At 68.5% G+C, this 23,047-nt stretch carries 25 protein-coding genes, 3 tRNA genes and 1 pseudogene; 12 read left to right on the top strand and 17 right to left on the bottom strand.

Annotation, left to right across the window (positions count from 1 at the left end; all coding sequences use genetic code 11):
- Positions 1-174: 174 nt before the first annotated feature.
- Positions 175-1,524, bottom strand: a complete 1,350-nt coding sequence (locus ABD333_RS26580; protein ID WP_344545210.1) for an Ig-like domain-containing protein — start codon at positions 1,522-1,524, stop codon at positions 175-177.
- Between the two features lie 357 nt (positions 1,525-1,881).
- The gene (locus tag ABD333_RS26585) at positions 1,882-2,082 is read right to left on the bottom strand and encodes a hypothetical protein (protein WP_344545211.1); all 201 of its coding nucleotides are present in this window, start codon (positions 2,080-2,082) and stop codon (positions 1,882-1,884) included.
- A 505-nt stretch (positions 2,083-2,587) separates the two neighbouring features.
- Here ABD333_RS26585 and ABD333_RS26590 point away from each other — a divergent pair.
- Positions 2,588-3,211, top strand: coding sequence for a hypothetical protein (locus ABD333_RS26590; RefSeq protein ID WP_344545212.1), 624 nt, complete (start codon positions 2,588-2,590; stop codon positions 3,209-3,211).
- A gap of 201 nt (positions 3,212-3,412) precedes the next feature.
- Positions 3,413-3,790, top strand: a complete 378-nt coding sequence (locus ABD333_RS26595) for a transposase (protein WP_344545213.1) — start codon at positions 3,413-3,415, stop codon at positions 3,788-3,790.
- A gap of 190 nt (positions 3,791-3,980) precedes the next feature.
- Here the strand turns inward: ABD333_RS26595 and ABD333_RS47585 are convergent, their stop codons facing one another.
- A complete protein-coding gene (locus ABD333_RS47585) occupies positions 3,981-4,553 on the bottom strand; it encodes a hypothetical protein (RefSeq protein WP_410556433.1) in 573 nt (190 codons plus the stop codon).
- A 378-nt stretch (positions 4,554-4,931) separates the two neighbouring features.
- Between ABD333_RS47585 and ABD333_RS26605 the strand changes: the two genes are divergently transcribed.
- Positions 4,932-6,689: a serine/threonine-protein kinase gene (locus ABD333_RS26605; protein WP_344545409.1), complete on the top strand. Its 1,758-nt coding sequence runs from the start codon at positions 4,932-4,934 to the stop codon at positions 6,687-6,689.
- A complete protein-coding gene (locus tag ABD333_RS26610; RefSeq protein ID WP_344545214.1) occupies positions 6,689-8,884 on the top strand; it encodes an FHA domain-containing protein in 2,196 nt (731 codons plus the stop codon). Before ABD333_RS26605 ends, ABD333_RS26610 begins: the two co-directional genes overlap by 1 nt.
- 52 nt (positions 8,885-8,936) lie before the next feature.
- On the opposite strand, the gene ABD333_RS26615 is transcribed toward ABD333_RS26610, so the two are convergent.
- The 4 genes from ABD333_RS26615 to ABD333_RS26630 all read right to left on the bottom strand — a co-directional run bounded on the left by ABD333_RS26615 (position 8,937) and on the right by ABD333_RS26630 (position 11,202).
- The gene (locus ABD333_RS26615) at positions 8,937-9,137 is read right to left on the bottom strand and encodes a hypothetical protein (protein WP_344545215.1); all 201 of its coding nucleotides are present in this window, start codon (positions 9,135-9,137) and stop codon (positions 8,937-8,939) included.
- A gap of 96 nt (positions 9,138-9,233) precedes the next feature.
- A complete protein-coding gene (locus ABD333_RS26620; RefSeq protein WP_344545216.1) occupies positions 9,234-10,052 on the bottom strand; it encodes a hypothetical protein in 819 nt (272 codons plus the stop codon).
- 173 nt (positions 10,053-10,225) lie between these two features.
- The gene (locus ABD333_RS26625) at positions 10,226-10,888 is read right to left on the bottom strand and encodes a fibronectin type III domain-containing protein (protein WP_344545217.1); all 663 of its coding nucleotides are present in this window, start codon (positions 10,886-10,888) and stop codon (positions 10,226-10,228) included.
- Complete coding sequence (locus ABD333_RS26630) at positions 10,885-11,202, bottom strand: fibronectin type III domain-containing protein (RefSeq protein WP_344545218.1); 318 nt, start codon at positions 11,200-11,202, stop codon at positions 10,885-10,887. Before ABD333_RS26630 ends, ABD333_RS26625 begins: the two co-directional genes overlap by 4 nt.
- 52 nt (positions 11,203-11,254) lie before the next feature.
- Here ABD333_RS26630 and ABD333_RS26635 point away from each other — a divergent pair.
- Both ABD333_RS26635 and ABD333_RS47590 read left to right on the top strand, forming a co-directional pair.
- A pseudogene (locus tag ABD333_RS26635) lies at positions 11,255-11,436 on the top strand (protein kinase domain-containing protein); the annotation flags it as partial.
- A gap of 39 nt (positions 11,437-11,475) precedes the next feature.
- Positions 11,476-11,814, top strand: a complete 339-nt coding sequence (locus tag ABD333_RS47590; protein ID WP_410556481.1) for an STAS domain-containing protein — start codon at positions 11,476-11,478, stop codon at positions 11,812-11,814.
- On the opposite strand, the gene ABD333_RS26640 is transcribed toward ABD333_RS47590, so the two are convergent.
- Positions 11,808-12,644, bottom strand: a complete 837-nt coding sequence (locus ABD333_RS26640; RefSeq protein WP_344545219.1) for a transporter substrate-binding domain-containing protein — start codon at positions 12,642-12,644, stop codon at positions 11,808-11,810. The two genes, ABD333_RS47590 and ABD333_RS26640, sit on opposite strands and share 7 nt — an antisense overlap.
- A 58-nt stretch (positions 12,645-12,702) precedes the next feature.
- Complete coding sequence (locus tag ABD333_RS26645) at positions 12,703-13,377, bottom strand: hypothetical protein (protein ID WP_344545220.1); 675 nt, start codon at positions 13,375-13,377, stop codon at positions 12,703-12,705.
- Between the two features lie 1,107 nt (positions 13,378-14,484).
- Here ABD333_RS26645 and ABD333_RS26650 point away from each other — a divergent pair.
- Positions 14,485-14,649, top strand: coding sequence for a hypothetical protein (locus tag ABD333_RS26650; RefSeq protein WP_344545221.1), 165 nt, complete (start codon positions 14,485-14,487; stop codon positions 14,647-14,649).
- Between the two features lie 96 nt (positions 14,650-14,745).
- On the opposite strand, the gene ABD333_RS26655 is transcribed toward ABD333_RS26650, so the two are convergent.
- Positions 14,746-15,069: a dihydrofolate reductase family protein gene (locus ABD333_RS26655; protein WP_344545222.1), complete on the bottom strand. Its 324-nt coding sequence runs from the start codon at positions 15,067-15,069 to the stop codon at positions 14,746-14,748.
- Positions 15,070-15,795: 726 nt separating this feature from the next.
- On the opposite strand from ABD333_RS26655, the gene ABD333_RS26660 reads away from it, so the two are divergent.
- Together ABD333_RS26660 and ABD333_RS26665 are read left to right on the top strand one after the other, a co-directional pair.
- Positions 15,796-16,149 carry an ArsR/SmtB family transcription factor gene (locus ABD333_RS26660; protein ID WP_344545223.1) on the top strand — a complete coding sequence of 118 codons (354 nt, stop codon included), beginning with the start codon at positions 15,796-15,798 and terminating at the stop codon, positions 16,147-16,149.
- Positions 16,146-16,808, top strand: a complete 663-nt coding sequence (locus tag ABD333_RS26665) for an SRPBCC domain-containing protein (RefSeq protein WP_344545224.1) — start codon at positions 16,146-16,148, stop codon at positions 16,806-16,808. The genes ABD333_RS26660 and ABD333_RS26665 overlap by 4 nt, the downstream gene beginning before the upstream one ends.
- A 66-nt stretch (positions 16,809-16,874) precedes the next feature.
- Here ABD333_RS26665 and ABD333_RS26670 read toward each other — a convergent pair whose 3' ends face one another.
- Complete coding sequence (locus tag ABD333_RS26670; protein WP_344545225.1) at positions 16,875-17,207, bottom strand: hypothetical protein; 333 nt, start codon at positions 17,205-17,207, stop codon at positions 16,875-16,877.
- A gap of 93 nt (positions 17,208-17,300) precedes the next feature.
- Here ABD333_RS26670 and ABD333_RS26675 point away from each other — a divergent pair, with 93 nt between their 5' ends.
- Positions 17,301-17,447, top strand: a complete 147-nt coding sequence (locus tag ABD333_RS26675; RefSeq protein WP_344545226.1) for a hypothetical protein — start codon at positions 17,301-17,303, stop codon at positions 17,445-17,447.
- Here ABD333_RS26675 and ABD333_RS26680 read toward each other — a convergent pair.
- Positions 17,434-18,519, bottom strand: coding sequence for an FAD-dependent oxidoreductase (locus ABD333_RS26680; protein ID WP_344545227.1), 1,086 nt, complete (start codon positions 18,517-18,519; stop codon positions 17,434-17,436). The genes ABD333_RS26675 and ABD333_RS26680 overlap by 14 nt on opposite strands.
- Before the next feature lie 394 nt (positions 18,520-18,913).
- Positions 18,914-20,074 (bottom strand): GDSL-type esterase/lipase family protein, encoded by a 1,161-nt coding sequence (locus ABD333_RS26685; protein ID WP_344545228.1) that lies wholly within the window; start codon positions 20,072-20,074, stop codon positions 18,914-18,916.
- 113 nt (positions 20,075-20,187) lie between these two features.
- Between ABD333_RS26685 and ABD333_RS26690 the strand changes: the two genes are divergently transcribed.
- Together ABD333_RS26690 and ABD333_RS26695 are read left to right on the top strand one after the other, a co-directional pair.
- A complete protein-coding gene (locus tag ABD333_RS26690; protein WP_344545229.1) occupies positions 20,188-20,772 on the top strand; it encodes a TetR/AcrR family transcriptional regulator in 585 nt (194 codons plus the stop codon).
- A 9-nt stretch (positions 20,773-20,781) separates the two neighbouring features.
- Positions 20,782-21,033, top strand: a complete 252-nt coding sequence (locus ABD333_RS26695; RefSeq protein ID WP_344545230.1) for a hypothetical protein — start codon at positions 20,782-20,784, stop codon at positions 21,031-21,033.
- Between the two features lie 38 nt (positions 21,034-21,071).
- Here the strand turns inward: ABD333_RS26695 and ABD333_RS26700 are convergent, their stop codons facing one another.
- The 4 genes from ABD333_RS26700 to ABD333_RS26715 form a co-directional block, all read right to left on the bottom strand.
- Positions 21,072-22,571, bottom strand: coding sequence for an alpha/beta fold hydrolase (locus ABD333_RS26700; RefSeq protein ID WP_344545231.1), 1,500 nt, complete (start codon positions 22,569-22,571; stop codon positions 21,072-21,074).
- A gap of 192 nt (positions 22,572-22,763) precedes the next feature.
- Positions 22,764-22,838, bottom strand: a tRNA-Val gene (locus ABD333_RS26705).
- A 20-nt stretch (positions 22,839-22,858) separates the two neighbouring features.
- A tRNA-Cys gene (locus ABD333_RS26710) sits at positions 22,859-22,929 on the bottom strand.
- Positions 22,930-22,960: 31 nt separating this feature from the next.
- Positions 22,961-23,033, bottom strand: a tRNA-Gly gene (locus ABD333_RS26715).
- Between the last annotated feature and the right edge of the window lie 14 nt (positions 23,034-23,047).

Here is a 23,047-nt window from a genome sequence, read left to right on the forward strand (position 1 = left end):
CCGGCGGGCTCATGCGGACGAATCTGGTGGCTTTGCCCTTCCACGTGCTGTGAGCGACGACCGCGTGTCTCGGCCACCGTGATGCGGGTGGCGTACATCCGGTGAGTGGCCGGGGCCGATGGGGGACGGGTGCGAAGTTGCGCCGTCCCCCATCGGCTGTGTCCCGCGTGGTGGCTATTGGCCGGATCGCCAGGGCTGGACGGTGATGACGGGCGGTGGGCCGGAGGGACGTTGGGGGGCGGGCACGGCGTAGGTGTCGACGTAGCGGTCGTTCAAAGTGCCGGTTGCCCAGGTGTCGCGAGTGCCGGCGAAGATGGCGGCGAAGTAGCTGTCACCGTAGGCGCGGACCTTGGCGCTGTAGCGGCCCTTGCGGTCGGTCTTGACCCACTTGGCGTGGTACCAGGTCTTCTTGCCGCGGAACCGGAAGATGATGCGGACCTTCTGGCCGGGGAACGCGCCGAGGCCGTTCTTGGCGGGATACCAGCGGGACAGGGTGCCGGAGACGGCGATGTAGCGGTTCTTGCGGACGCGGGTGGGGGACGCCTTGAGCTTTGACATCCGGGTGGTCCAGCGCCAGGTCTTGCGTACCGGGCTGGTGGAGGGCTGCGCGGTGGTGTCTCCAGCGAACCGGGCCCGCCAGTAGCCGGAGTTGTTCACCTGGAACCTGGCGCTGAACTGCCCGTAGGAGATCTTCATCCTGCGGATGACCTTCCAGCCGGTCCGGCTGTTGGGGGAGTACTCCAGGAGCACCTGCTTGCCGTTCATGTCTCCTCCGGCGGAGGGCGCCTGCAGGCCGCCCGATGCCTGGAAGCGGCCGAAGGCGTCCATCGTGGCGGCCAGCGAGATCTTTGTCGCCGGGCGGACCGCGATGCGGGCAAGGGATGCGGAGGTGGCCTCGTAGAAGCCGCCCTCCGTGGAGTGCGCGGTGTAGCCGGCGGTGCAGGTGGGCTTGAACGTCCGGGAGAACCGGCCGTCGGCGTCGGTCTGCAGCTCCATGCGATACATGGGTGCCGAGCAGTTCCCGTGGCTGCCCGGGTCGATGTAAACCCTGCGCCACGACACCGGCTTGCCATGGTAGGAGAGGCTGCCGCTGAGGGTGAGCGGCCGGCCCTCGTCCAGCCTGGTCCGGTCGGCGACCAGGGTCATCTCCGGCCGAACACGAACGATCTTGACGATGAGGTAATCGGAGCGGATCTGGAGCGTGGGCACATAGGCCCAGACCGCCACCCCGCCGTTGCCTTCCCCGTTGGATCGCAGCGTCGCGGTGAAGGTTCCGTCGGTTTCGGTAGTGGCGTCGTTGATCTCGCCCGCGCCGCTGGACAGGTCGACCGCTACGCCCCCGGCGGGGGCCCCATCCGCGCCGACGACCTTTCCGGTGATCGTGGTGGTCGGGCGGTCGGGATCGACCGAATCCGGCGAGGCGGCGAGCGTGATCGACGCCTGCTCGTCGGCGTAGGCGGGAACGGCGGTGAGCGTGCCCAATAGCAGCGCGCCGGCGGCCCCGGTGGTGGTGATACGAAGCACAAGTGTCCCTTAGGTGCGATGACCGAGTATCCATCGGGACGTTCATCCGAATGCCCGGGTTGTCCGCGGAGACCTGATCGTGATCATCGAAGGTCCCGGTGAGTCCCGTTCCGCGGGCCCGCTACTCGGATCGGGCGAGCGCCTGGGGCCGGCCGCAGTCATGAGGTGCGACCTCTGCGCACGCCGGACGTATCAACCCACCACCTCTGACCGCCCTGCAGTCCATCAGGAGGAAGAAGTCCGAGCCCGTTCCGACGCGTGCCGGCACGAGCTGGCACCGCCCTCCACCGCCGGCCACGGAGGTCGCTGGCCACATCATCGCCAGATTCGAAGACGTCACAGACCGGGCACGTCAACCTAGGTGACGCGGTAATCCTTATCAGACCCCAACAGCAAGCCCCGTTGTGACGCCGTGGCCAGAGTCAATCCGGCAAGCAAGGGCTGTGTCTTCGCCGGCTTCACGCCCTCGCTAAAGGCGAACACCGCCAAATATCCGGCGGCAGCGGTGTTGTACTGGTTGTCGATGGAGTACTTGCCCAGCCATCCGGGCAGCCACAAGCACCAGCGACCGTTGCACCGGCTCGCAGACAAGACCGCACAAGAACAGAACCGCCAGAAGATGTGTGTGAACCCGACTGCCAAATGGCTGCCGCACCCCTCCACCCCGAGGCATCCTGCGACGAGTACCCATTCGCAGCCACCCGGGAGTCTGGAGGCCAAACTCTGCCATCAGGGATAGAGTGCGCCAGGTTCTACCCCTTCCATCTGGGGCCTGGGGGCCGACAACAGGTATCCCTACCCGTCGTGGAAGCAGATCTGCAGCCAGGGCAGCATCCCGCACGACCAGAACACAGGCGCAGGCGGCGGTATCGGCAGCCTGCCGGAAAGTGCGCGCGTGTTGGACGGAGACCCCTACTTTGTGGATCTTCCGGGCTTCGCGAACTGCAATGTGACTGTGTGCAGGCCCGCCCTGTAGCAACGCCTTGAGGAAAGGTAGCCGATGAGGTGTGCCGACGTCGGCACGCCTCATCGGCTACCTTTTTCGACATCACAGGAGGTGGATATGGTCGGCGACGGCCTTGCTTGGCTTGTAGATGGCGACAGCTACTTCAGCGACAGCTACTGGGTTCTGTTCGCTCGCGGGCTCAGCACCGAAGAACTGACCGCGAGGCTGCGCGGCGAACTGGTCTCTCAGCAGCCACTGACACTCAAACAGTTGTGGGCTCTGGAGGACTACCCGTCCTACGACAACCCCAACAGCTCCGACTTCCTGCGCCTCGGCACCCTTGGCGACTGGACGTTCGCCTTCGGGGAGGCCCATCCGGACAGCTTCTCCTCGACGGACGCGTGCAACGACGTTGCCCCCACCGAAACGGTGATCTACACCAGGAACGCCCACAAGGCGTCCACCTGGTTCATCTACGCAGACAGGGGGTCCGCGCCTGTCTGGCTCGCGGTCGGGGACAGTCATTTTCAACTCCCCGCGGGGATGGCGAAACTCCAGCAGCCATTGGCCGAAGCCGGACTACTGACCCAGAACGGCCACGGGAACCCGCAAGCGACCGATCGGCAAGCCCTGCGCTTTGGGGAGACCAGCTTCGGCCTGAGCCTTCCCCGCCATGACCTCGAGCGGGGCGCCCTGCTCGCGGCACGCATCGCCCGACAGGCACACGCCCCCTTAGCTTGACTCTGTCGGGAATAAAGGACCGGCATGTCGCGAAGGGTGACTGATCGATAACCGTGAGGCTTCTGGGATCGGTGAAGCCGCTCGTTCTCCCGAGGTGGTCAGGTGGTCCCTATCGGCTCGTCCTCGGTCAGCAGTGGAGGTCCCGGAGCTCACCGCGCGGATGGCTCGTGCGAGCAATCCGCGCGGTACGACGGCGAGTGGGTGCGTGATCGGCTGAACGGGCTGTGGCGCGATGAGGACTTCGCCGAGTGGTATTCGCGTGACGGGCGTCCGGGCCTGCCGCCCGCGCAGCTGGCCACCGTCTGTGTGCTGCAGGTCCTGCTCGACCTGTCGGACCGGCAGGCCGCCGAGGCGGTCCGCCGCCGGATCGACTTCAAGTACGCCCTGGCCATGGAGCTGGACGATCCCGGCTTCCACCACAGCGTGCTGGCCGACTTCCGCGACCGTCTCGCCAGGGCGATCGTGCCGATCGGCTGCTCGATCCCGCGCTGGCTCGCCTCAAGGACGCAGGGCTCGTGCGGGAGCGCACCACGCAGCGCACCGATTCGACCCATGTCCTGGCCGCGATCCGTGACTTGACCCGGCTGGAGTTGATCGCCGAGGCGGTTCGAGCGGCGTTGGAGGAGCTCGCCAGGACCGCCCGCAGATAGCACCGTCAACGAGCTCGCCCACGGACGCGGCATGCGCCGCTGCCGCTGCCGCTACCGCGGACAGCCCAAAGCCCACCCGCAGCACGTGTTCACGGCCATCGCCGTGAACGTCGAGCGCCTCAGCGGTCTGTCATCAGCCGACGAAACGTCCCTGCCCCGGCCACCAACAGCCTTCCAGGACTTCCTCGACCAGCGCGGAATCCCTCGCCCGAAGTCCTGGCGGACCGTGACCGGCCGACCTTGAGAGCTTCAAGATCCCCGACAGAGTCAAGGCCGCGGCCGAGCACTGGGGCGAAGAACAGGAGGCCCTCGTCCGCCGCCATACCTGGATCGATCCTGACGAGACTGATGTTGTTCGGAGTGTTCGCCGAGCAGTGGATGTCGGTCGCACGCTTGGCCATCAACACCGAAGCCGAGCACCGCTCAGCGTGTGAGCAGGGACGGAAACCGTTGTCGCTGGTCATCACCGCGCGGGCAGCGTGGGGCGCGCCGCAGTTCGAGGTGGTGATGGCCGGCATCCGGGTGACCCGCCCCGGCGGTGTGGCATCGCAGTCACCATCCCGGTGCCCGACGACCAGGCTGGGCATCGGACACGCCGGGGCGGCCGCGGCGGTCGGCCGCCTTCGTTCGACCCGGTCGACTACCGCGGCCGCCATGCCGTCGAGTGCGGCATCAATCGCCTCAAGCGCCACCGTCTTCCGGCCTGTCAGGCCGACCGGACATTCGCCCGCCAATCATGGCGGAGCTCCGCGCCAGAGTGTGCCGCGATCAGATGGAGGCTCCCATGTCCGGGGCGCCAAGGCCCATTCTCGTGATCATTCGCTTGTGTGCGTGGGGCGGGCTGGGCCCGGGACAGTTCCTTGGTGTGATTCGTGCCTTATTGACCGATAGATGCAGTTCGGGCCTTCGGGTCGACCGGATTTCGACAAATGGATGTTTGATCAGTTGCGGTTGTGTCGCGATTTGCCGCTTTATCCTTGAGCTCCCCGTTCTATGCCAGATGATGCTGAACGCTGCGCACGTCTAAGTCTCTGGGGGAACGCGTGAATCGTCCACTGGGCAGCAAATATGTGCTCGAATCCACGCTGGGGCACGGGGCCTCGGGAGAAGTGTGGCGAGGGCGGAGTCATGAGGGCGAGGAGTTCGCTTTCAAGATCCTTCATGACAGCCTCAGCCGGGATCCTGAGACCGTTCGGCGCTTTCTGCAGGAGGGTGATCTCCTCACGCGGATCACCCATCCGAACGTGGTGCGCGTGCATGGGCTGGTGGCCGAGGAGGACACCCTGGCCATCGTCATGGACCTCGTCCAAGGGCGGGACATGCGCATGGCCCTGGACGAGGGTGGCGCGCTGCCGCCCGGCTCGGCGTGCACGCTGGGCGCGGAGGTCGCACAGGGGTTGGCGGCGATCCACGACGCGGGTGTCGTTCACCGCGATGTGAAGCCGGAGAACGTCCTGCTCGACGAGCGGACCAGTCCGCCCAGCGTGCGGCTCGTCGACTTCGGCATCGCGCGGATCGCCGAGCAAACCGGCAGCAAGGCGACCAAGATGGTCGGGACGCCCGCCTACATCGCGCCGGAGGTGGCGGACGGGAAGCCCGCGACCGCGGCCAGCGATCTCTACGCGCTCGGGATCATGCTGTACGAGCTGTGCTGCGGGGTGACGCCGTTCGCCGACGACTCGGTGTACCAGACGCTGCAGAAGCACGCGCGGCACCTACCGGGCCGCCCGGACGGCATCCCGGATCCGCTGTGGGAGCTCATCGCGAGCCTGCTCGACAAGGATCCGGCGAAGCGCCCGAGTTCGGCGACGGCGGTCGCGATGAGGCTGTCGGCGCTGGCCGTGGACCTGGCTCCCGCCCAGGCCGCGCCGCGGCTGACGGCGCCGCCGCCGTCCATCGATCTCGTGCACCGGCAGATGACCGAGAGCACGCCGCATGGGGCGAGCACCTCGCCCGTGGGCCCGCCTGCCAAATCGGGCAAGGCCAGGCGTGGGCGCCGGGTGATCGGCATCGTGGCCGGGGTCCTGCTCCTCGCCGTGGTGATCGCGGGTGGCGCGTACGCGGCGCTCGGTTCCAAGGACGACCGGACGCCTCCTCAGCGGCCCACGACCCAAGGACCCGAGGCGGGGGAGCCGACGCCCACCGCGGCGCCCTCGTCCGCGCGGCCCAGCTATCCGCCGGACAAGCTGCCGCACCTGCTCGGGCTCAAGGAGCAGGAGGCGCGGGCGATGTTGTCACCGAAGATCCAGGTGCAGGTCATCCGGCAGCAGCCGAACGACGGCACGCCCGACGGTGTCGTGCTGGCGCAGGATCCTCAGCCCGGTTCCGACATCCCGAGCTCGCTGCAGTTGACGGTGTCGTCCGCCCAGGCCGTTCAATATCTGGCCGACATGACCCCTACGTCCGGCGAGACACTGACGACCGGGACCGAAACGGCGGGCTACCGGCTCTCCGGTCACCCGCAGTTGCACGCCCTGGGCGCGGCGGGCAACCCGTGCAACGCGGCGGGGATCGCCGAGTACGACCTCGGCCGGCACTTCGTCAGCCTGGCGGGGCTCGCCGGTCTGGACGACGCGTCCGAGTACGCCAAGACGGAGGTCACGCTGGAGGTCTACGGCGACGAGGTCAAGCTCAAGACGCTCACGCTGACGCTGGGCAAGCCCAAACAGCTCCAGGTGGACGTCCGCGGCGTGCTGCGGCTGAAGCTCCGCTGGGAGTTCACCAAGGGGGACGCCTCGGGATGCTCGGGCGGCACCCTGGTCCTCGGCAACGCGCATCTCGTGGCCGCCTCCGGCTTCGTGCCAGGCGCCACGCCCACCCCGAGCTGATGAACTCCGGCGAGCTGATCGTCGTGCTCGACGAACGCGAGCACCGCTTCGCGGCCGGCCGGCCGATCAGGATCGGCCGGGCCGAGGACTGCGACGTCGTGATCGCCGACACGCGGGTGTCCCGTTACCACCTGGAGGTGGTCGACGACGGCGGCTGGATCGTCCAGGACCTCGACACCGGCAACGGCACGTGGCGGGACGAGGTGCGGGTCACGGCCTGGCCCGTCGGAAGCGGTCTCGAGGTGCGGCTCGGCGATCCCGGGTCCGGGCCCCGGCTCGAACTGATCGCAGACGACTCGGGCCCGGCCGGCACCCAGGACCTGGACGGCGCGGGACGGCTCGAGTCGGTCGAGATCGGCGAGATGGTCACCATCGGCCGCGCGGACGACAACGACATGGTGCTGGACGACCTGCTGGTGTCGCGCTGGCACGCCCGGGTCGTGCGGACGGCACGTGGGGTGCTGGTCCAGGACCTCGGCAGTGCCAACCTCACGTTCGTCAACGGCGACCCCGTCACCGCCGCGGTGCTTGAGCCCGGCGGCATGCTGACCTGCGGGCAGACGCGGATGGTGCGGGTCGGTGACCGGCTGCACCGCCTGCCGTCCGGTGCCGGCGCGGGTCTCGTCGTCGAGGAGCTCGCGTTCGCCGCGCCCGCCGGCGGATCGCTGTCCTCCCGGCTGTCGTTCCATCTCACCGGAAGGTCCTTGATGGCGGTCGTCGGGCCGGCCGAGTCCGGTACGGGCACGCTGCTGGAGCTGCTCGCCGGTGACGTCAGGCCGACCAGCGGCCGGATCCGGTACCGGAGCCTCGACGTGCAGACCAACGCCGCCGTGCGGACGCAGATCGGGCTCGTTCCGGAGATGCCGGCGATCCATCCGCGCCGGACCGTCCAGCAGGCGATGCGCGACGCCGCCGCGCTGCGCCTCCCGCTGGACGCGACGCCGGAGGAACGCGCGGACCGTATCGCCGAGGTGCTGGCGGAACTCGATCTCACCGGCCAGCTGGGCGTGAGGGTCGCCCGGCTGCGGCCCGACCAGGTCCGGCGGCTGGCGATCGGCGTCGAACTGCTGGCCCATCCCTCGCTGCTGCTCCTCGATCGGCCCACGTCCGGCCTCGATCCGGCGCAGGCGCGCAGCGTGATGCTGCTGTTGCGCCAGTTGGCGGACGCGGGCCGCCAGGTGCTCTTCGCCACGAGCACCCCGGGCGATCTCGGCACGTGCGACGAGGTGCTCGTGCTGGCGCCGGGCGGGCGGCAGTTGTTCCACGGCGCCCCCGACGACGTCGTCATGCGGTTCGGCACCGACGACTGGGCGCTGATCTTCGAGCGCATCTCGGACCGGCAGGACGTTCCGGCTCCGGACGAGCCGGCCGCCGAGCCGCCGAAACGGACGGCGGGTCCCGCGGGCGCGGTGCTTACCAACCCAGCCGTTCGGCGCCTCGCGTTCCACCAGGCCGGAGTCGTCGCGCGGCGACAGGCTCAGCTGCTGGCCACCGACGTGCGGCAGTCCGTGCCGTCGATGCTGCTGCCGCTGGTGGTCGCCATTCTTTGTGTCGCCGCCGCCGAGGGCGATGGGCTGAACGGGCATGCGGCGACACGGCCGTTGACGGCCCTGATCATCGGCATGCTCGCGCTCGGTGCCCTGCCGCCCCTGCTCAACCTGCCCGACGAACGTCCCGTTTACCTGCACGAACGGGCCTCGGGCCTGCTCCCTGAGGCGTATCTCGCGGGCAAGTTCGGGGTGTTCGGCGCGCTCGCGGCCGGCCAGGGCCTGCTCACGTGCCTGCTCGTGACGGTCGCGTTGGAGGGGTCCGCCGACGCGGTCCTGCTGGGGTCGCCGTTCCTGGAGCTGGCAGTGGGCCTGACCGCGACCGCCGTGGCCGGAAGCGCGCTCGGGCTGGCGATCTCGGCGCTCGCCCGGACGCGGGATAATGTCGCGCTGACCACGCTCGTGACGATGACCCTTCAGCTGCTGCTCTGCGGCGGGCTGGTGTCGTTGGCAGGGCGCCCCTTTCTTGCCGTGTTCGCCCTCTTGACCCCGGGGCGATGGGCGTACGCGGTCACGGCCTCGACGTCGAACGTTCCCGGCGACGTGCTCTGGGCACATCGACCGGGAACCTGGGCGTTGGATCTCGGGATGGTCGTGCTGCTGACCGCGGGCCTCATCGGCGTGACGCTCTGGCGCCTGCGCCGATGAGGCCCTTGGCGGACGTTGGCGCCGCGGGTGCGTTCTGGCGGCGTCCGGCGTGCTAACGACGGTTGATCTGGACCTCGATCCGGACCGCCGCGCGAACGCTGACGAACACCCGGACCAGGGCGGCGGCCGCGAACACCGCCCCGACGCCGTACACCGGCAGCTCCGGCAGCGGGGCCCGCAACGCGAGCGCCGCCACCAGGGCGAGCGCACACAGGATGGGCGGGGGATCGATCGGACGGAGAAGCACTGTCATCACCTCGGTTCTCGTGACTGTGCGAACACGTCCTACGATCCCGATCGGGCATGACCACGAATATCCACGAGCTCGGGGGTAGTGAAGAGGCCCAGGTCAGATGCTCCCCCACCACTTGTTCTCCTGGGCGTTAAGCCACTCCGTGTCGGTCAGCAGCCGCAGGTCGTTCCGTGTGATCACGTCGTAGTAGAGCAGAGCCGCCGCCAGGTTCTCCTGGCCCAGCCGCGTCCGGCCGTCCACGAGCCGATGGGCGGTCAGCTTCTCGCGGAGCCCGCGCAGCGGTGTGTGCACCTGCTCCTGGATGCGCGCGCGGGCCTTCGGATCGGAGGCGAAGACGTCGAGCTCCCGCGCGGCCGAGGTGATCCGCAACGCTTCCTCGGCGATCTCGGGCGCGGTGGGCAACGGGGCCAGCCGGGTCGGGTCGTTCAGCCACGGGCGGCACAGCAGCAGCGCGACCATGAACTCCTTGGTCTCCCGGCTCAGCCGCAGCCGCGGCTGCGTACTGATCTGCTGGGTGCGCAGCCTGGGGTCGGGCGCCGGGGGAACGGGCGGTCCCCAGGCCTGCGCGAGTTCGACCCGCACGGGACGGTCATCCGCCAACATCGCGGCCGTGCCCAGCAGCGAGGCACCCGCGGGCAGCACGTACCCCCCGGACATGCCCGCCGGGAGGGCGATCGCCTCGTCACCGCTCTGCACATGGAGCGTGTGCCTGCGGCTGATGTTGCGGACGCGCACCGAGTCAGGGCCGACCTCGAGTTCACCGAGCCGCCGTGGAAGCCACGGGTCCTCGCCGAGGTCCAGGTCCGCCTCCGAGCCCCGGCCCATCACCAGTCGTTCTCCGACGCGCAGCGGGCGGGGCTGCGACGGCATCCCCCCGGCGTCGTTCACCTGAACCGAGCCGGCGTTCGTCGTCATCGACCCATCATCGGCCGGGCACGCGACGCCCGGCGGCCGAATCGCCCGCCCGCGCTGGCCACATCTGTCCGGGCCGGCCCACGACCGAGCTCCGCGAGGTCAGGTCGGGCGTGATCACCCGGCGGCGCGGAGGGGGAGGCGGGTTACGGGGCGTTTGGCCCCGGATTCCTAGGTCAGGTGCAGCTGCCGGTTCGCGATGCATGCCGGTAGTAGATGACGTAGCCGTCGGCTCCGGAAAGGCCCTTCCAGGACACCTTCACTCCGAAGAGCTTGGACGCGACGGTGACGCCGGAGACCCCCGGCGGGCGGGGCAGCGTGACCCGCGCGACGTTGGAGTAGTTGCCTCTCTGCATCCCGCTGACCGCTTGGAGCCTGAACTCGTAGGTGTCGCCGGGCGTCATGTACGAGGACGTCCACGGTCCATTGGAGACCGGATAGGGCAGCTCTTTGAAACCCTCGCCCTTGGAGACGTTGCGGATGTGGATGTAGTAGCCGGTGGCCGTGCTGGAGGTCGACCACCGCAAGGTGCTCGTCCCGAGCCGGCTGCCGCGTGCGGTGAGGTCGTCGGGACCGCGCGGTGTCGGGCCCTTCGGCGTCACCGAGACCACGTTGGAGTAGCCACCCGGCTGCATCCCGTCCACGGACTGGATTTTGAACTCGTACGCCGCTCCGTTGACCAGGAACCCGACGGCGAAGGTGTCGTCGTTGACCGGGTAGGGCAGTCGCTTCCAGTCCTTGCCGAAGGTGACCTCACGCTGCCAGATGTAATACCCCGTCGCGCGCGAGGCCAGGTCCCAGCTGAGCGTCGCCTTCTGGTTGCCGGCCCGGACGCTCAACCGTCGGGTCCGGCGACCGGCGGGCCGGTCGGCTTGACCGCGACCGATCCGCTGGTGCGGCCGGGGATCAGGTCGTTGTAGGACTGCACCTTGAACTCGTACGTGGCACCGTTGACCAGGCCACCGAACGTGAAGGTATCGTCAAATACCGGATATGGCAGTTTCGTGTGTGCGCTGTCGCCGGGGCCCTTCATCCAGATCGCTACACCGGTGGCGTGGTCGGGCAGATCCCAGGTCAGCACGGCCTTACGGTTGCCGACCTTCCATTTCAGTGTCACCTCGGCGTTCCCGTTGACCACGCGCAGGTCGTTCACGCCGACCGGGAACGGCAGGCGGGTGAAGGACGCCTCGCCCGCGATAGATGAAATAGCCGGCATCACTGCGCTGGCGGCGATCCTCCGCGCCGGGGTGGTGCACCGTGACTTCAAGCCGAGCAACGTGCTGCTGGCGGCTGACGGTCCCCGGGTGATCGATTTCGGGATCGCGCGGACGCTGGACGACGCGGCGATCCCAGCACCGTCGTGGGCACCCCCGGCTACATGGCTCCCTAGCGGCACCTGGTGCTGGGTCTGCATCAGGTCGCGTTCATGGCTTCGGCCGGATTGAATCTGCTGGCCGGGCCTGTACCGGGTGCTGCGCCGTGTAAGGGGTCGTCGGTGCTGGTCGGGGTTCGCCCGGACCTGCGTGGTCTGTTGCGCATCACTGGCCTGACGCGGTTGTTCCCGATCTACCGGACGGTGGGCCGGCGATGTCGGCGTACATGGCCGATCAGGCCGGCCACCTTCCCCGCAGCTGCCCCGGCGTCTCGGACCGCCACCGCGACGGAGGCCAGGACGGCGCCGTGCTGGACGCGGGCGGTCGCGGGTGCGTGGGATCAGCGATCGGGGATGACCAGTTGCCTGAGAAAGCTCCCAACTCGTCAGTAGCAGCCGAGCGATTCGAGTTTGGGCTTGAAGCGGGTCGACCAGTCCTTGTACACCTGCTGCACGTGGGGAAACCACGTGTTGAAGTTGAGTTCCCAGGTGTTGTCGGTGAGGAACGATCTCACCAGATTGAGTACCGTCTGGCAGTCGGTGCCGTCTCCTGGCTGGAGGCCGACCATCCATTTGTTCGACGCTGTTGCCGGGACCTCTACTGGCCTGCTGGTCCGGTCCAGGGCCACCGCAAGTTTCGGTGAGGTGTGCTGGAATCCGTAAAGGATGAGCAAGTCTGTGCTGACGGCGTTAACCTGCTTGCCCTCCAGTTGCTTCACGCATTCCTCGAAGCGGTCCTGGGTGGAGATATGGATGCCCGCGCCCTTGAGTGCGTCCAGCGACGTGGAGTCGGTCGTTGTGCAGACGCTTTTGCCTTTCATCTCGGCAAAACTTCTGATGCTGGTATCTCCGGCACGAACGAGTATCCCCTGGGGCGTCACCATGTAGGGCCCTACCAGCTCGGCCTTGGTTCGTCTTTGCGGGGTGTCGGAGTAATTCGCGACGATCATGTGGAGCTGCCTGTTGCTCAGCCTGGAGTCCCGGTCGGCAGTGACCACCGGAGTGTAGATTGGATTGGAACCGGTCTTCGTGGCCAGATAGTCAATGAGCCGAATCTCGAATCCGTCCCACCTCGAGCCGTTCTGCTGACTGAGCTGAGGCTGGTCCGGTTTGACCCCTACCGTGATCGTGCGGTCACGACCGAGAAAGGGGCCGATCTGCGGTGGTGCTGATTTTTGTACAGGAGGCTTGCCTGTACAGGATGCAAGGGTGAGCAGGAGCATTGAGCACACCGCCAACCGGCCAACACGAACGTTAGTCATTGTCCACTGCTTCCTTTGTTCAGTTGTGCAGCTTCCCCCACGCAGAAAGCCGGAACGTACATCCGGTCGTGGCGCCGTCAGTGCTCTCCACCGATAGAAGCAACTGCCGCACGCCGTGAGGTAGCGGTCCGAGCAGGACGTCCTGCGGCTGGCCGGGCCGCAGCTCCGTCAGGTCATCTCGCCAGGCCGGGCGTACTTTGAAGCGGATCTCATCACTGCACGTGGGTGCGTCCACGTTCTCCTGGTTCACCCCAAGGCCCAATCGCACGTACTTCTTCTTTGCCGACGATGTAATGGTCAAAGTCAGCGCCGAGCCGGGCCGGACTCCCGCCTGTTCCTTCGGCGCCAGTGCGGCATCGGTCGCGCCGTACCGGGCCTGGAACGCAGCCACCGCTATCACTGGCAGCGACACGGCCGTCATGCTCCACAGGACGCCGATGGTTATTCCAAAATGAAGGCCGCGCTTGGCAAGACTTACCACAGCGAATATCAGAGCGCCGAGCGCACTGATGATGGTCAGCAATCTGGTGCCGGTGCTTCCAGTGACCAGGAACGCAACCGATGTCGCGGCGAGGCACATGAGTGCCGCCACCGTGGGATGTTTGTCCCGTACCTGCTCTTGCCGCTCGTCCTGAGACCGGGCGCCCGTCCCCTCTACCTGACGGTCGTTCTCGGCGGCGGGCTCATCGGTCACAAATAGTCATGATGCTGGATAGCGAGTACCCGGGGGAGCACAATCAGCGGCTTGCTTCCGGGCCACTATCGGACATCGCACCACAACTGCACGCTACGGTGCACCTCCAGCGGCTGGCAGCCAAGCAGACCCTCCGCGGCGTTCCAACAAGGCGGCCGAAGCCGCGGCCGGCATACCAACCTGTACTGCGCGCTTGGAGTTGGACATGACCGGCCACCTCGGCGGCCTGCCGACCGCGCAGGCCCCTGCCAATGGGCGAGGTGTGACAGCCCCCGGCCCACACGTCAGCCGTGCACAGGCCCTAACCATCCTCTACGTCGTAGCGGGGGATCGTGTACGTCGTGCCGGGGGGCGACGAGATGACGCGACCGTCGTGATGAACGGCAAGCGAGGTTCGCGCGTCTTGATGCCGTGTGGATGAAGCGAAGCCCGTGCCATGGGGAGCGCAGTAGACCCTGGCGGCGTCGGTCACGTCTGCACGGCGCAGGAGAAGGGAGTCTGGATGATGGACCTCACGATCCGTCGCAGTGCCGGACGATCAGCGAGCCGGGGATAGGGTCGAAGGCCAGGTGCTGATCGGGGTGGTGGAAGTAGTGCCAGATCCGGTCCTCGATGGGATGGTCGGCGATCCGGCCGGACCGGTAGTGGCCGCCGACGGCGATCCAGTTCTCCGGGCCGGTGCCCTGCCATTCGATGTAGGAGCCGCAGCCGTCACTGCCGGTGGTGGCAATGGCGCTGGCCAGGATTGCCCCGCGTGACTGCCCCGCCCCCTTGGGGAGGCGGCCATCTCCATTGGCCCGCCACCGTCGTCGCCCACCTGTTCATCGCCGAGCACCTGGCACTCACTCCCGCTGCGGCCGCCGGGCTCATTGGCCAGCCTGACGTCGGTGACCCACTCCTTGTCCAAAAGGGGGGCTGCGGCGCCCCGGCGTCGACCGCTCGATCCGTCCGCATCAGCTGATGCCGACGGCCAGCCTGCGCGGTGAGCTGGACGGATGCCTCGACGACATCTGCGACGACCTGTAGGGCCGCCCGCCTCGCGGATCTGTCACACCGCTGCCCGATGACCAGGTCCGGGCGTTGGACGGCCGGATCAAGGCGGCCGGCATGAGGAGCGTCCTGGTCGATGACCGGCCCTGCGTCCGCCGGCCGGGCACGGTCGCCTCCGCAGTGTTGCACCCATACGAGATCGCGGTCCTGGAGCAAGCCGCCGCCGATCTCGGTCAGGCACATGACGACCTGGTCGTCCGAAGTGGCCCCGACCAGCGGTAGACCGGAAGTGGCAGGCTTCGCACGGCCACTGTGCTCCTGAGCGCAGGTGTCTCATCCCTCACCGGCATGGCCGGGCCGGGTGAACGGGGACGGAGCTCAGAGGTGCAGGGTGGGTCGGTAGGTGAGCTCTTGGATGTGGCCGTCGAGCGTCCGGCTCTCGATCAGTTCCAGGTCGAAGTCGGCCGCTCCCTGGAAGACCGGGTCCGTTCCGGTCTGGCCGGTGATCACGGGGAAGACCGTCAGCTGGACGCGGTCGACCAGGCCGGCGGCCATCAGCGCCCGGTTCATCGACAGGCTGCCGTGCGAGCGCAACGGCACCTTCGACTCCTCCTTCAGCCGGGCGACGACATCGACGGCGTCGCCGCTCACCAGGGTCGCGTCCGGCCAGTCGAGGGGACCTTCCAACGTCGTGGACACCATGAGCCCTCCGACACCAAGGAATCAGGCGGCTGCGCGGGAGCCGCGGACGTTCTGGTTCCGGTGATCTGGTCCGCCGTGGAGGTCATTGTGTACACAATGCGCACTCGGGTCTCCGGCGTTTCTGGCGTCTCCCTCGCGCACGCGCGCGTTCAGCTTTCCCGTGCTGGGCCGGCAGACGGCGAGCCAGGGCGGCGCAACGGGCGGCGGCCGCGGCGTGGGAGTCCTGGCCGTCCCCGCCGTCCTCGACACTTTCGCGTGCCGACGGCGGCGCGGGCGGCGCGTCTGCGGCTGCTGAACAGCCGTCGCCGGGCGGCTCAACGGGGCGTCCTTGTTCGGCGGAGGGAGTCCGTGGCGGCCCCCTGCTGCGGGCGTCGGGGAGGAACTGCGCGGGAGCGCTGGTCAGGTGCCGGGGTTGCGTCGGCCGGGCAGTCGGCGCGAGCAGGCGGGGAAGATACTCCGCCACGTGGCGCGGGACATCGCATGGCGACATGGGTGGCCAACGTGAAACCTCTGGTTCAGCGGACCTGATCGTGGCAGACCTGTTCCTATCAGGGGCTTTGCCCTCTCTGCGGTGCGGGGGAGTCTGCTTGATCCGACCTGATAGGAGCTTCGCGTAGATCATTTTGCCGAGAACCTCACTGCCCATCGCGCCGCCCACGAAGCCGCCGGGTCGAAGGCATCGATTCAGCATTGGCTTATATAAGCTGTTGTTGATATCTTGTGGCCGTGCACGCGTTCGACGTCCTAGGCGATCCGGTCCGACGGCGGATATTGGAGCTGTGCGCCGACGGGGAGCAGCCGGCCGGCGCGGTCAGCGACGTCATCCAGGAGGAGTTCGGGATCTCCCAGCCCGCCGTCTCCCGGCACCTGCGCATCCTGCGGGAGGCCGGGTTCGCCACGGTCCGCGTGGAGGGCGCCCGCCGCCTGTATGCGGTCGATCCGGCGCCGTTGCAGGACGTCGACCGCTGGCTTGCGCGCTTCCGCCGGTTGTGGAGCCAGCGCTTGGACGCGCTCGACACAGAGCTCGCGCGCGGCAGACGACAGACGCCGGTCAAGCAGGAGAAGAGGGACCAGACGTGACCGATATCCCCCATGAGTTCAGCGCCGTCCACCGGGAGATAGGTGACTACCCGGTCGCTACGGGCGCAGGCCGCTCGCTGATGCTGCGCCGCCCCTACGACGCCCCCATCGAGGACGTGTGGCACGCCTGCACCACCCCCGAGCGGCTCGGCCGCTGGCTGGCCCCGGTCACCGGCGACCTCGCACCCGGCGGCACCTTCCAGGTCGAGGGCCAGGCCAGCGGCAAGATCCTCACCTGCCAGGAGCCTCACCTGCTCAAGGTGACCTGGGAGTACGGGCCGGACTCGGTCACCGAGGTGGAACTGCGTCTCGCCGAGAACACCGACGGCGGCACGATCCTGGAGCTGCGGCACACCTCGCCGACCGAGACCGTCGACGAGATCGTCGCCAGGATGGGCCCCGTCGGCCCGATCGGCATCGGGGGCGACTGGGACCTGGCCCTGCTCGGCCTGGGGCGCCTCCTCCTCAAGCCCGACTTCGACACGACCCGGTGGCGGGAGACGCCGGAGGCCAGGGAGTTCGCCATCCGTAGCTACCACGCCTGGGGAGCCGCGAGCCAACCCGTTTGGGGAATCGACGACGACGACATCGCCACGGTCGTCAACTTCGCCGTCCAGCAATTCTCACCCGGGCCCCAGAACAGCCCGACCGATCGCTGAGAAAACCTCAGTGGCCGGCGCGCCAAGCCGAGCAACACAGGGCCTTCGCCGGGCGACAACACCTTCTCACTGGGCTTGGGCGCCCGGGACCACCTCGAACCGGCGGTGCAGCCGGGCCAGTTCCTTGGGGGTGAACCCCAGCTCCTCGGCGATCCGCGGCCGCGCCTCCTGCAGATAGAGCTTGACGCGCTGATAGTTGCCGGTGAAGCCGTACTCCTCCACCAGCCTTTCGTGGATGACCGTGGCCTTCAGCAGCAACTCGGCCCGCAGCCACGCGTCGATCACCGGGGCATACGAAGTGATCACCTGGCTCCGGCGGCTCGGTCGCGGGGCCGCCACTGCGAGGGCGTGCGTGGGGTACCGCTCGATGGGCACGCCGCGCCCGTCGGGAAGCGTCACGCCCTCAGGTCACCTTGAACGTCAACTCCCAAGGGAGGACTGTTGCCACTACTCGCGGTTTCAACGCCAGACCAGGCAGCGAGGAGCAACAGCATGGTGGCAGATCTCCGCCCTAACTGGACGAGTGTTGTCTGGCGGTCGATGGTTGTTGTCGATGTGCTGCTCATCGCGCTGTTCGGGATCATCGCCGCCGTCGATCCCGAGCACGCGCTCGACGTCGCCGTGGTCAGTTCGGTTTGAAGTCGGGGTAGTAGGCCGCGGCTGCGGTGGCGGTGGCGATGTTCCGCGGGAAGAGCGCGGCTTCGTAGGCGCGGATGGCCGCGTCGATGTCCTCGGGCTGTTCGGCGATGGCGTTGCCGAGCTGGCCGGCGTCGAAGAGCGCCCAGTTCGCTCCTTCGCCGTCCGGCGGTGCCAGGTGGGCGGCGTCTCCGATGAGCGTGACCCCGGGTACATGTTCCCAGCGGTGCCCGATCGGTAGCCCGTACAAGGGCCGGAAGATCGGCGGGATGTCGCTGTCGGCGACCAGCGCGACGAGCTCGGGCGCCCACCCCTGGAACATCGCCGCGACCGTGCGGGCGGCCGCAGGGCCGTCGTTGAAGTCGATGCCATCGAACCAGTCGAGCGGCTGGTCGAACATGGCGTAGGCGTGCAGGGTGTCCGCGCGCTCGCGCTGCACGCCAAGGCCGATGCGGGTGGTCTCGTCGTAGGCGGTCATCGACCCGCCGCCGACCAGCGCCAGGGTGGCAGGGTGCCGGGTGTCGCTCTCATACAGGTACGTCTCGACCATCGAGCGTCCGGCGTAGGCGGGCCTGGCATCAGAGAGCAGTGGCCGGACCTTCGACCAGGCGCCGTCGGCGCCGATGAGGATGTCGGTGACGATCGTCGATCCGTTGGCGAAGGTCACTTCGTGACGGCCGTCCTGTAGGGTCCGAACCTTCTGAGTCTTGTGGCCCCAGACGACCCTGTCGGCAGGCAGGGATTCCAGCAGCAACTGTCGGAACTCGCCACGCTGCACCTCGGGGCGGCCTCCGGCGGGGTCGTCGGGCTCGTCCGCCAGGACGGTGCCGTCAGGTGCCACGTCGCGGGACGCCTGGCGACCTTCGAGGATGAGGGATCGGAAGCCGTCCATCAGGTCGGCGGCACGGATCCCGTGCTGTCCGTTGTAGTCGTGGATATCGAGCATGCCGCCTTGGCCTCGGGCCTGCGCAGACCCCTCCGCTTCGTACACCGTGGAGGGGATTCCGTGCACCGCCAGGGTCCGTGCCAGTGTCAGCCCGGCAAGACCGGCACCGATGATCGTGATCTGAGTCATGAAGGCGTTCCTTGCTGCTGGTGGATGAACGGTTCGTGGCCACCGCGCGAAGTGGCAGGGCCGGGTCAGGGGAGCTGGGTGGCTCAATCCGGGATGCGAGCTGCTCCAACAGGTCGTGGAGCCGCGCCTGCCCTGCGGCGCCCAGCGGCGCGAGGATCGACTCCTCGACACGGTCCATGGCCTCTTCGAAACCCTGGATCAGCTCCGAGGCCGCTGCCGTGACACGCACCCGGCGGCTGCGCGTGTCGATGGGGTCGTTGGGGCAGGTGCTGGTGAGCGTGGTCAAGGTGCCCTTTTCGGCCTGGTCGGCGGTCAGGCGCCACCGCAGTTTTCTGATGGCGGTCCATTCGCAGGACCCGGGGGAAATCCATGATCCCAATCTGCCGCCCCCGGGTCAGGGGGCGAAGGCGCCGCTTTCGGACTCGAAGACGAGTTCGGCGAAGCGCTCGCCGATGCGCACGTGGCCCGCGGGCGAGGGGTGGACGCCGTCCAGCAAGGGCAGTTCGGCGTAGTCTGCCTCGCCGTAGAGGGCGCGTCCGTCGAGGTAGTGGAGGTTGGGGTCGTTGGCGGCGCGGCGTGCGGCGATGGCGGCCAGGGCGTCCCTGATCACGGTGAGGGTGAGGCGTCCGGCGGCGACGTCCGCGGGATCGCCGAGGGCCTTGAACCGCAGCGTCGAGGCCCCGTAGTCGGGGGCGATGGGTCCCGGGTTGTCCTCCTGGATGGGGCACAGGACCGGCGAGACGAGCAGCAGCGGCGTGTCGGGATGGCCCTCGCGGATGGTGTCGAGGAAGCCGTGCACGGCGGGCGTGAAGGCGCGCAGCCGCATCGCGTCGGCGTTGGCGATGTTGATGCCGATCTTGAGGCTGATCAGGTCGGCGGGGGAGTCGCGCATGGCGCGCGCGGTGAACGGGTCCAGCATGGCGTTGCCGCCGAACCCCAGGTTGATCAGTTCCACCCCGCCGCGGGCGGCGGCCACGGCGGGCCAGGTCGCGGTGGGGCTCGCGGCGGTGGAGCCGTGGCTGATCGAGCTGCCGTGGTGCAGCCATACCCGGCGGCCCCGGTCCGGGAGGGGTTCGACGGGCGCGTCGGTGCGCAACGCGATCAGTTCGGTGTTCTCGTCCTGCGGCAGCCAGATCTCCACGTCCTTGGCCTCGGCCGACAGGCCGCTGAAGCGGAGGGTGCCGGGCTCTCCGGGCCGGGTTTCGGCGGTCTGGGTGGCCATGTCGATGACGGCCAGGTTCCCGCCCGGGACGGTGGCCTGGCCGGCCGGGCCGCCGTCGACGACCAGGTCGTAGCGGCCGTCCGGCTGCGGCGGGCCGTTGCCGTAGGCCCGTTTGGTGGGGAGGACGTCCAGTTCCACGGCGGTGGCGCGGGTACGGAACGCCAGCCGCACACCCGACGGCTGCTCTTCCGTCCTGGCCAGGTACTCGTCCGGGAACTGCGCACGCGCGGCGGCGGGCAGCCGGTGCGGCACGATCCCGCGGCCGGTGCGCTCCAGTTCGAGCGCGCCGCGCAGGACGCGCATGTCGATCGGGGTAGGGATCCACTCGGTCATTTCGGCCTCCCAGCAGGGGTTATCACTCTCCGTGACGGGACTTGACGAACCTCAGAGTAGTGCGCCTAATATAATTAGGCAAACAATGTATTTGTCTAGCTTCGGGAGGTCCCATGGCGCGCGCGGGCATCACCGCCGAACGCATCGCCCGGACGGCGGCGGACCTGGCCGACGAGATCGGCTTCGACCGGCTGACCGTCTCGGCGGTCGCGCGCAGGCTGGGCGTCAAGGACCCGAGCCTGTACGCGCACATCGAGAGCGCGCGGGACCTGAAGGCCCGGGTGACCCTGCTGGCACTGGAGGAGCTGGCCGACAGGGTCGGGGTCGCGCTGGCCGGAAGGTCCGGCAAGGACGCGCTGGTCGCGTTCGCCGGGGCCTATCGCGCCTACGCCAAAGAGCACCCCGGCCGCTACGCCGCGGCCCGCTTCGAGCTTGATCCGGAGACCGCGGCCCGCAGCGCCGGCCCCCGGCACGCGGCGATGACGCGGGCGATCCTGCGCGGCTACGACCTTCCGGAGCCCGACCAGACCGATGCCGTCCGATTCCTGGGCGGCGTCTTCCACGGATACGTGAGCCTGGAGATCGCGGGCGGCTTCCGGCACACGCCGCGCGACGCCGACGCATCCTGGGCCTGGGCTCTGGACACCGTCGACCTCGCGCTCAGGAATCACCCTGCCCGCGAGGCGAAGGCCGAGTAAGGCGCGAAGATGTCACGTGGGCCAACGGAGCCCACCACTCCTTCATCCGAGAGAAGCTGGGGCCGAGCTCGAGGTGGGCGTCCCTCCGCCCTGGCCGACCCGGACGACGGCTCCCTCCACGAGGTCCGTTCCGAGGTCTACACGGCCCGCGCCGACGCCGAGCCGTCCATGATGGCCACCGGCGTCTACAGCTGGTCGGCCAACGAGTCCCGCCGCCTCGCCGGAAGGCCGAGGACGACCGCACCGGCCTCCCGCGCCTGATCTCCTAACCGGACGGTGAGCCGGCCGCCTCGGCTGGCTCACCGCGCCCCGGTGCTCCGGACGGGCAGCGGTGGGATGGCGGACAGGCAGGAGGTGTCACCGATCCGCAGGTTTCGGATGAAGCCGCTTTCGATGCCCGCCACACAACCGCTCGGCTCCTTCTCCGGTATGTGACCCACGTTGGGGACTTCCACCACGGCGGCACGGCGGAACTGGCGGGCGGCCAGCCGGCCCTCCTCGGTCGCCGTGTTCGGGTCCAGGTCACCGGACACCACCAGCACGGGCACGTCGGGGAACGGGCCGCCGGTCGGCTGGACCGGGCCGTTCTGGTCGGGCCACCGGATGCAGGCATTGCCGTTGGCTGACGAGACACTGGTCCACGCCCGCTTGCCGAACGGCCAGAACGCCTTCTCAGGCAGTGCGGCGCGCTTGGCACTGAATTGCCGCAGCCGGGTACCTACCGACGCCTTTCGGTCCCAGAGCCTCGGATAGTCGTTGCACATCACGGGTGCGGCCTGGTTGGGGTTGAACGGCTGTTCTTCCCGGGCCGTTGAGCCGCTCATCGGGCTCAACCGCCGGGCCGCCTCGATCAGCCGGCCGGTGTCGCCGCGAAGCGCGGCCCGCACCATGGCGGGGATCTCGCCGAGTCCCTTGGAGGGACTTGTGGCCAGGTCGTGCACGATGATGGCCAGCGAGGTGTCGTCCAGCCGCCGGTTCTCGCCCTCCACGGTGTAAGAAATCGGCTGCTTGCCTAGCCGCTGGGCGAGCCGCGAGATATCGCGCAGCACCTGGCGCCCGTCACAGGCACCCGCACTGCGCTCACACATCAGCTGGATCGCGCGGCGCGCGGCGCGGGCACCGGGGCGGGCCCACATGTCGAAGGCGAGCGGGTACGCGCTGGACAGGACCATCGAGCGGACCCGGGCCGGGTGCCGTTGCGCGTAGACCGTCATGAGGTAGGTCCCGTACGACTGCCCGAGCAGGTCCAGGCGGCCGATGCCCAGCTTGGCCCGGATCGCGTCCATGTCGTCGGCGATCTCGGCCGAGGTGTAGCCGCGGGCGCGCGGTCCCAGGGTCTTGCCGCAGTCGCCGATCATGCGCACGAAAGCGTCCCGCGTGGCGGGCAGGCTGGTGATCCCGCAGTTGGCCGGATCGGACCGGTTGACCCCCCGCGGGTCGATCAGCAGCAGGTCGGAGTTGTCGAGAAGGCCGCCGAACTTCTGGACGTACATCGCGGCCTGCGCGAACGCCGAGTCACCCGGGCCGCCTGGATTGACGGCGATCGTCCCGGCCGCGGGCCGTGAGGTGTTCCGGCGCCGGATCACCGCGTAGGCGACGCTGGTGCTGCCCTGCTCGGGATGCGCGCGGACCAGCGGTACCCGCAGCGTTCCGCACTCGGCGCGCGGGACCGGCAGGCAACCGGCCGGCTCGTCGGGCGAGGACTCGGCCCTCAGCGCCGGCGTCGCCGCCACGGCGGCGGTCGCGGCGACCGTGACGGCGGTCGCGAGGACGATCGGCCTCCTGAAGATCTTTTTCATGGTGCGAGCCTCGTCCGCGTGCGGCCGATCGCACATCAACCCGCAGCGGGAGCCGGCTGCCGAGACCCAAGAGGGATGCCTGTGACGATCGGTGCTTGAGTTCGATGAATCGGCGCTGAAACATCTGCAGCCTGTGGCGTCCAAAGACGATCAAAGCCCCGGTCCCTGGTGTGGGATGGGGCTGTGGGTTTGTGGTGGGCGATACTGGGATTGAACCAGTGGCCTCTACCGTGTCAAGGTAGCGCTCTCCCACTGAGCTAATCGCCCTTGCCGCGACATGCGCGTTGAGGTGGAGACGGGATTTGAACCCGTGTACACGGCTTTGCAGGCCGTTGCCTCGCCTCTCGGCCACTCCACCGAGCGAGGCGTTGCGCCGCAATGCCTCTCAGAGCGGACGACGGGATTCGAACCCGCGACCCTCACCTTGGCAAGGTGATGCTCTACCAACTGAGCCACGTCCGCGTGCCGCTTCCTCA

Origin of the sequence: Actinomadura fulvescens (assembly GCF_039533225.1) — a bacterium.
GTDB lineage: Bacteria > Actinomycetota > Actinomycetes > Streptosporangiales > Streptosporangiaceae > Spirillospora > Spirillospora fulvescens.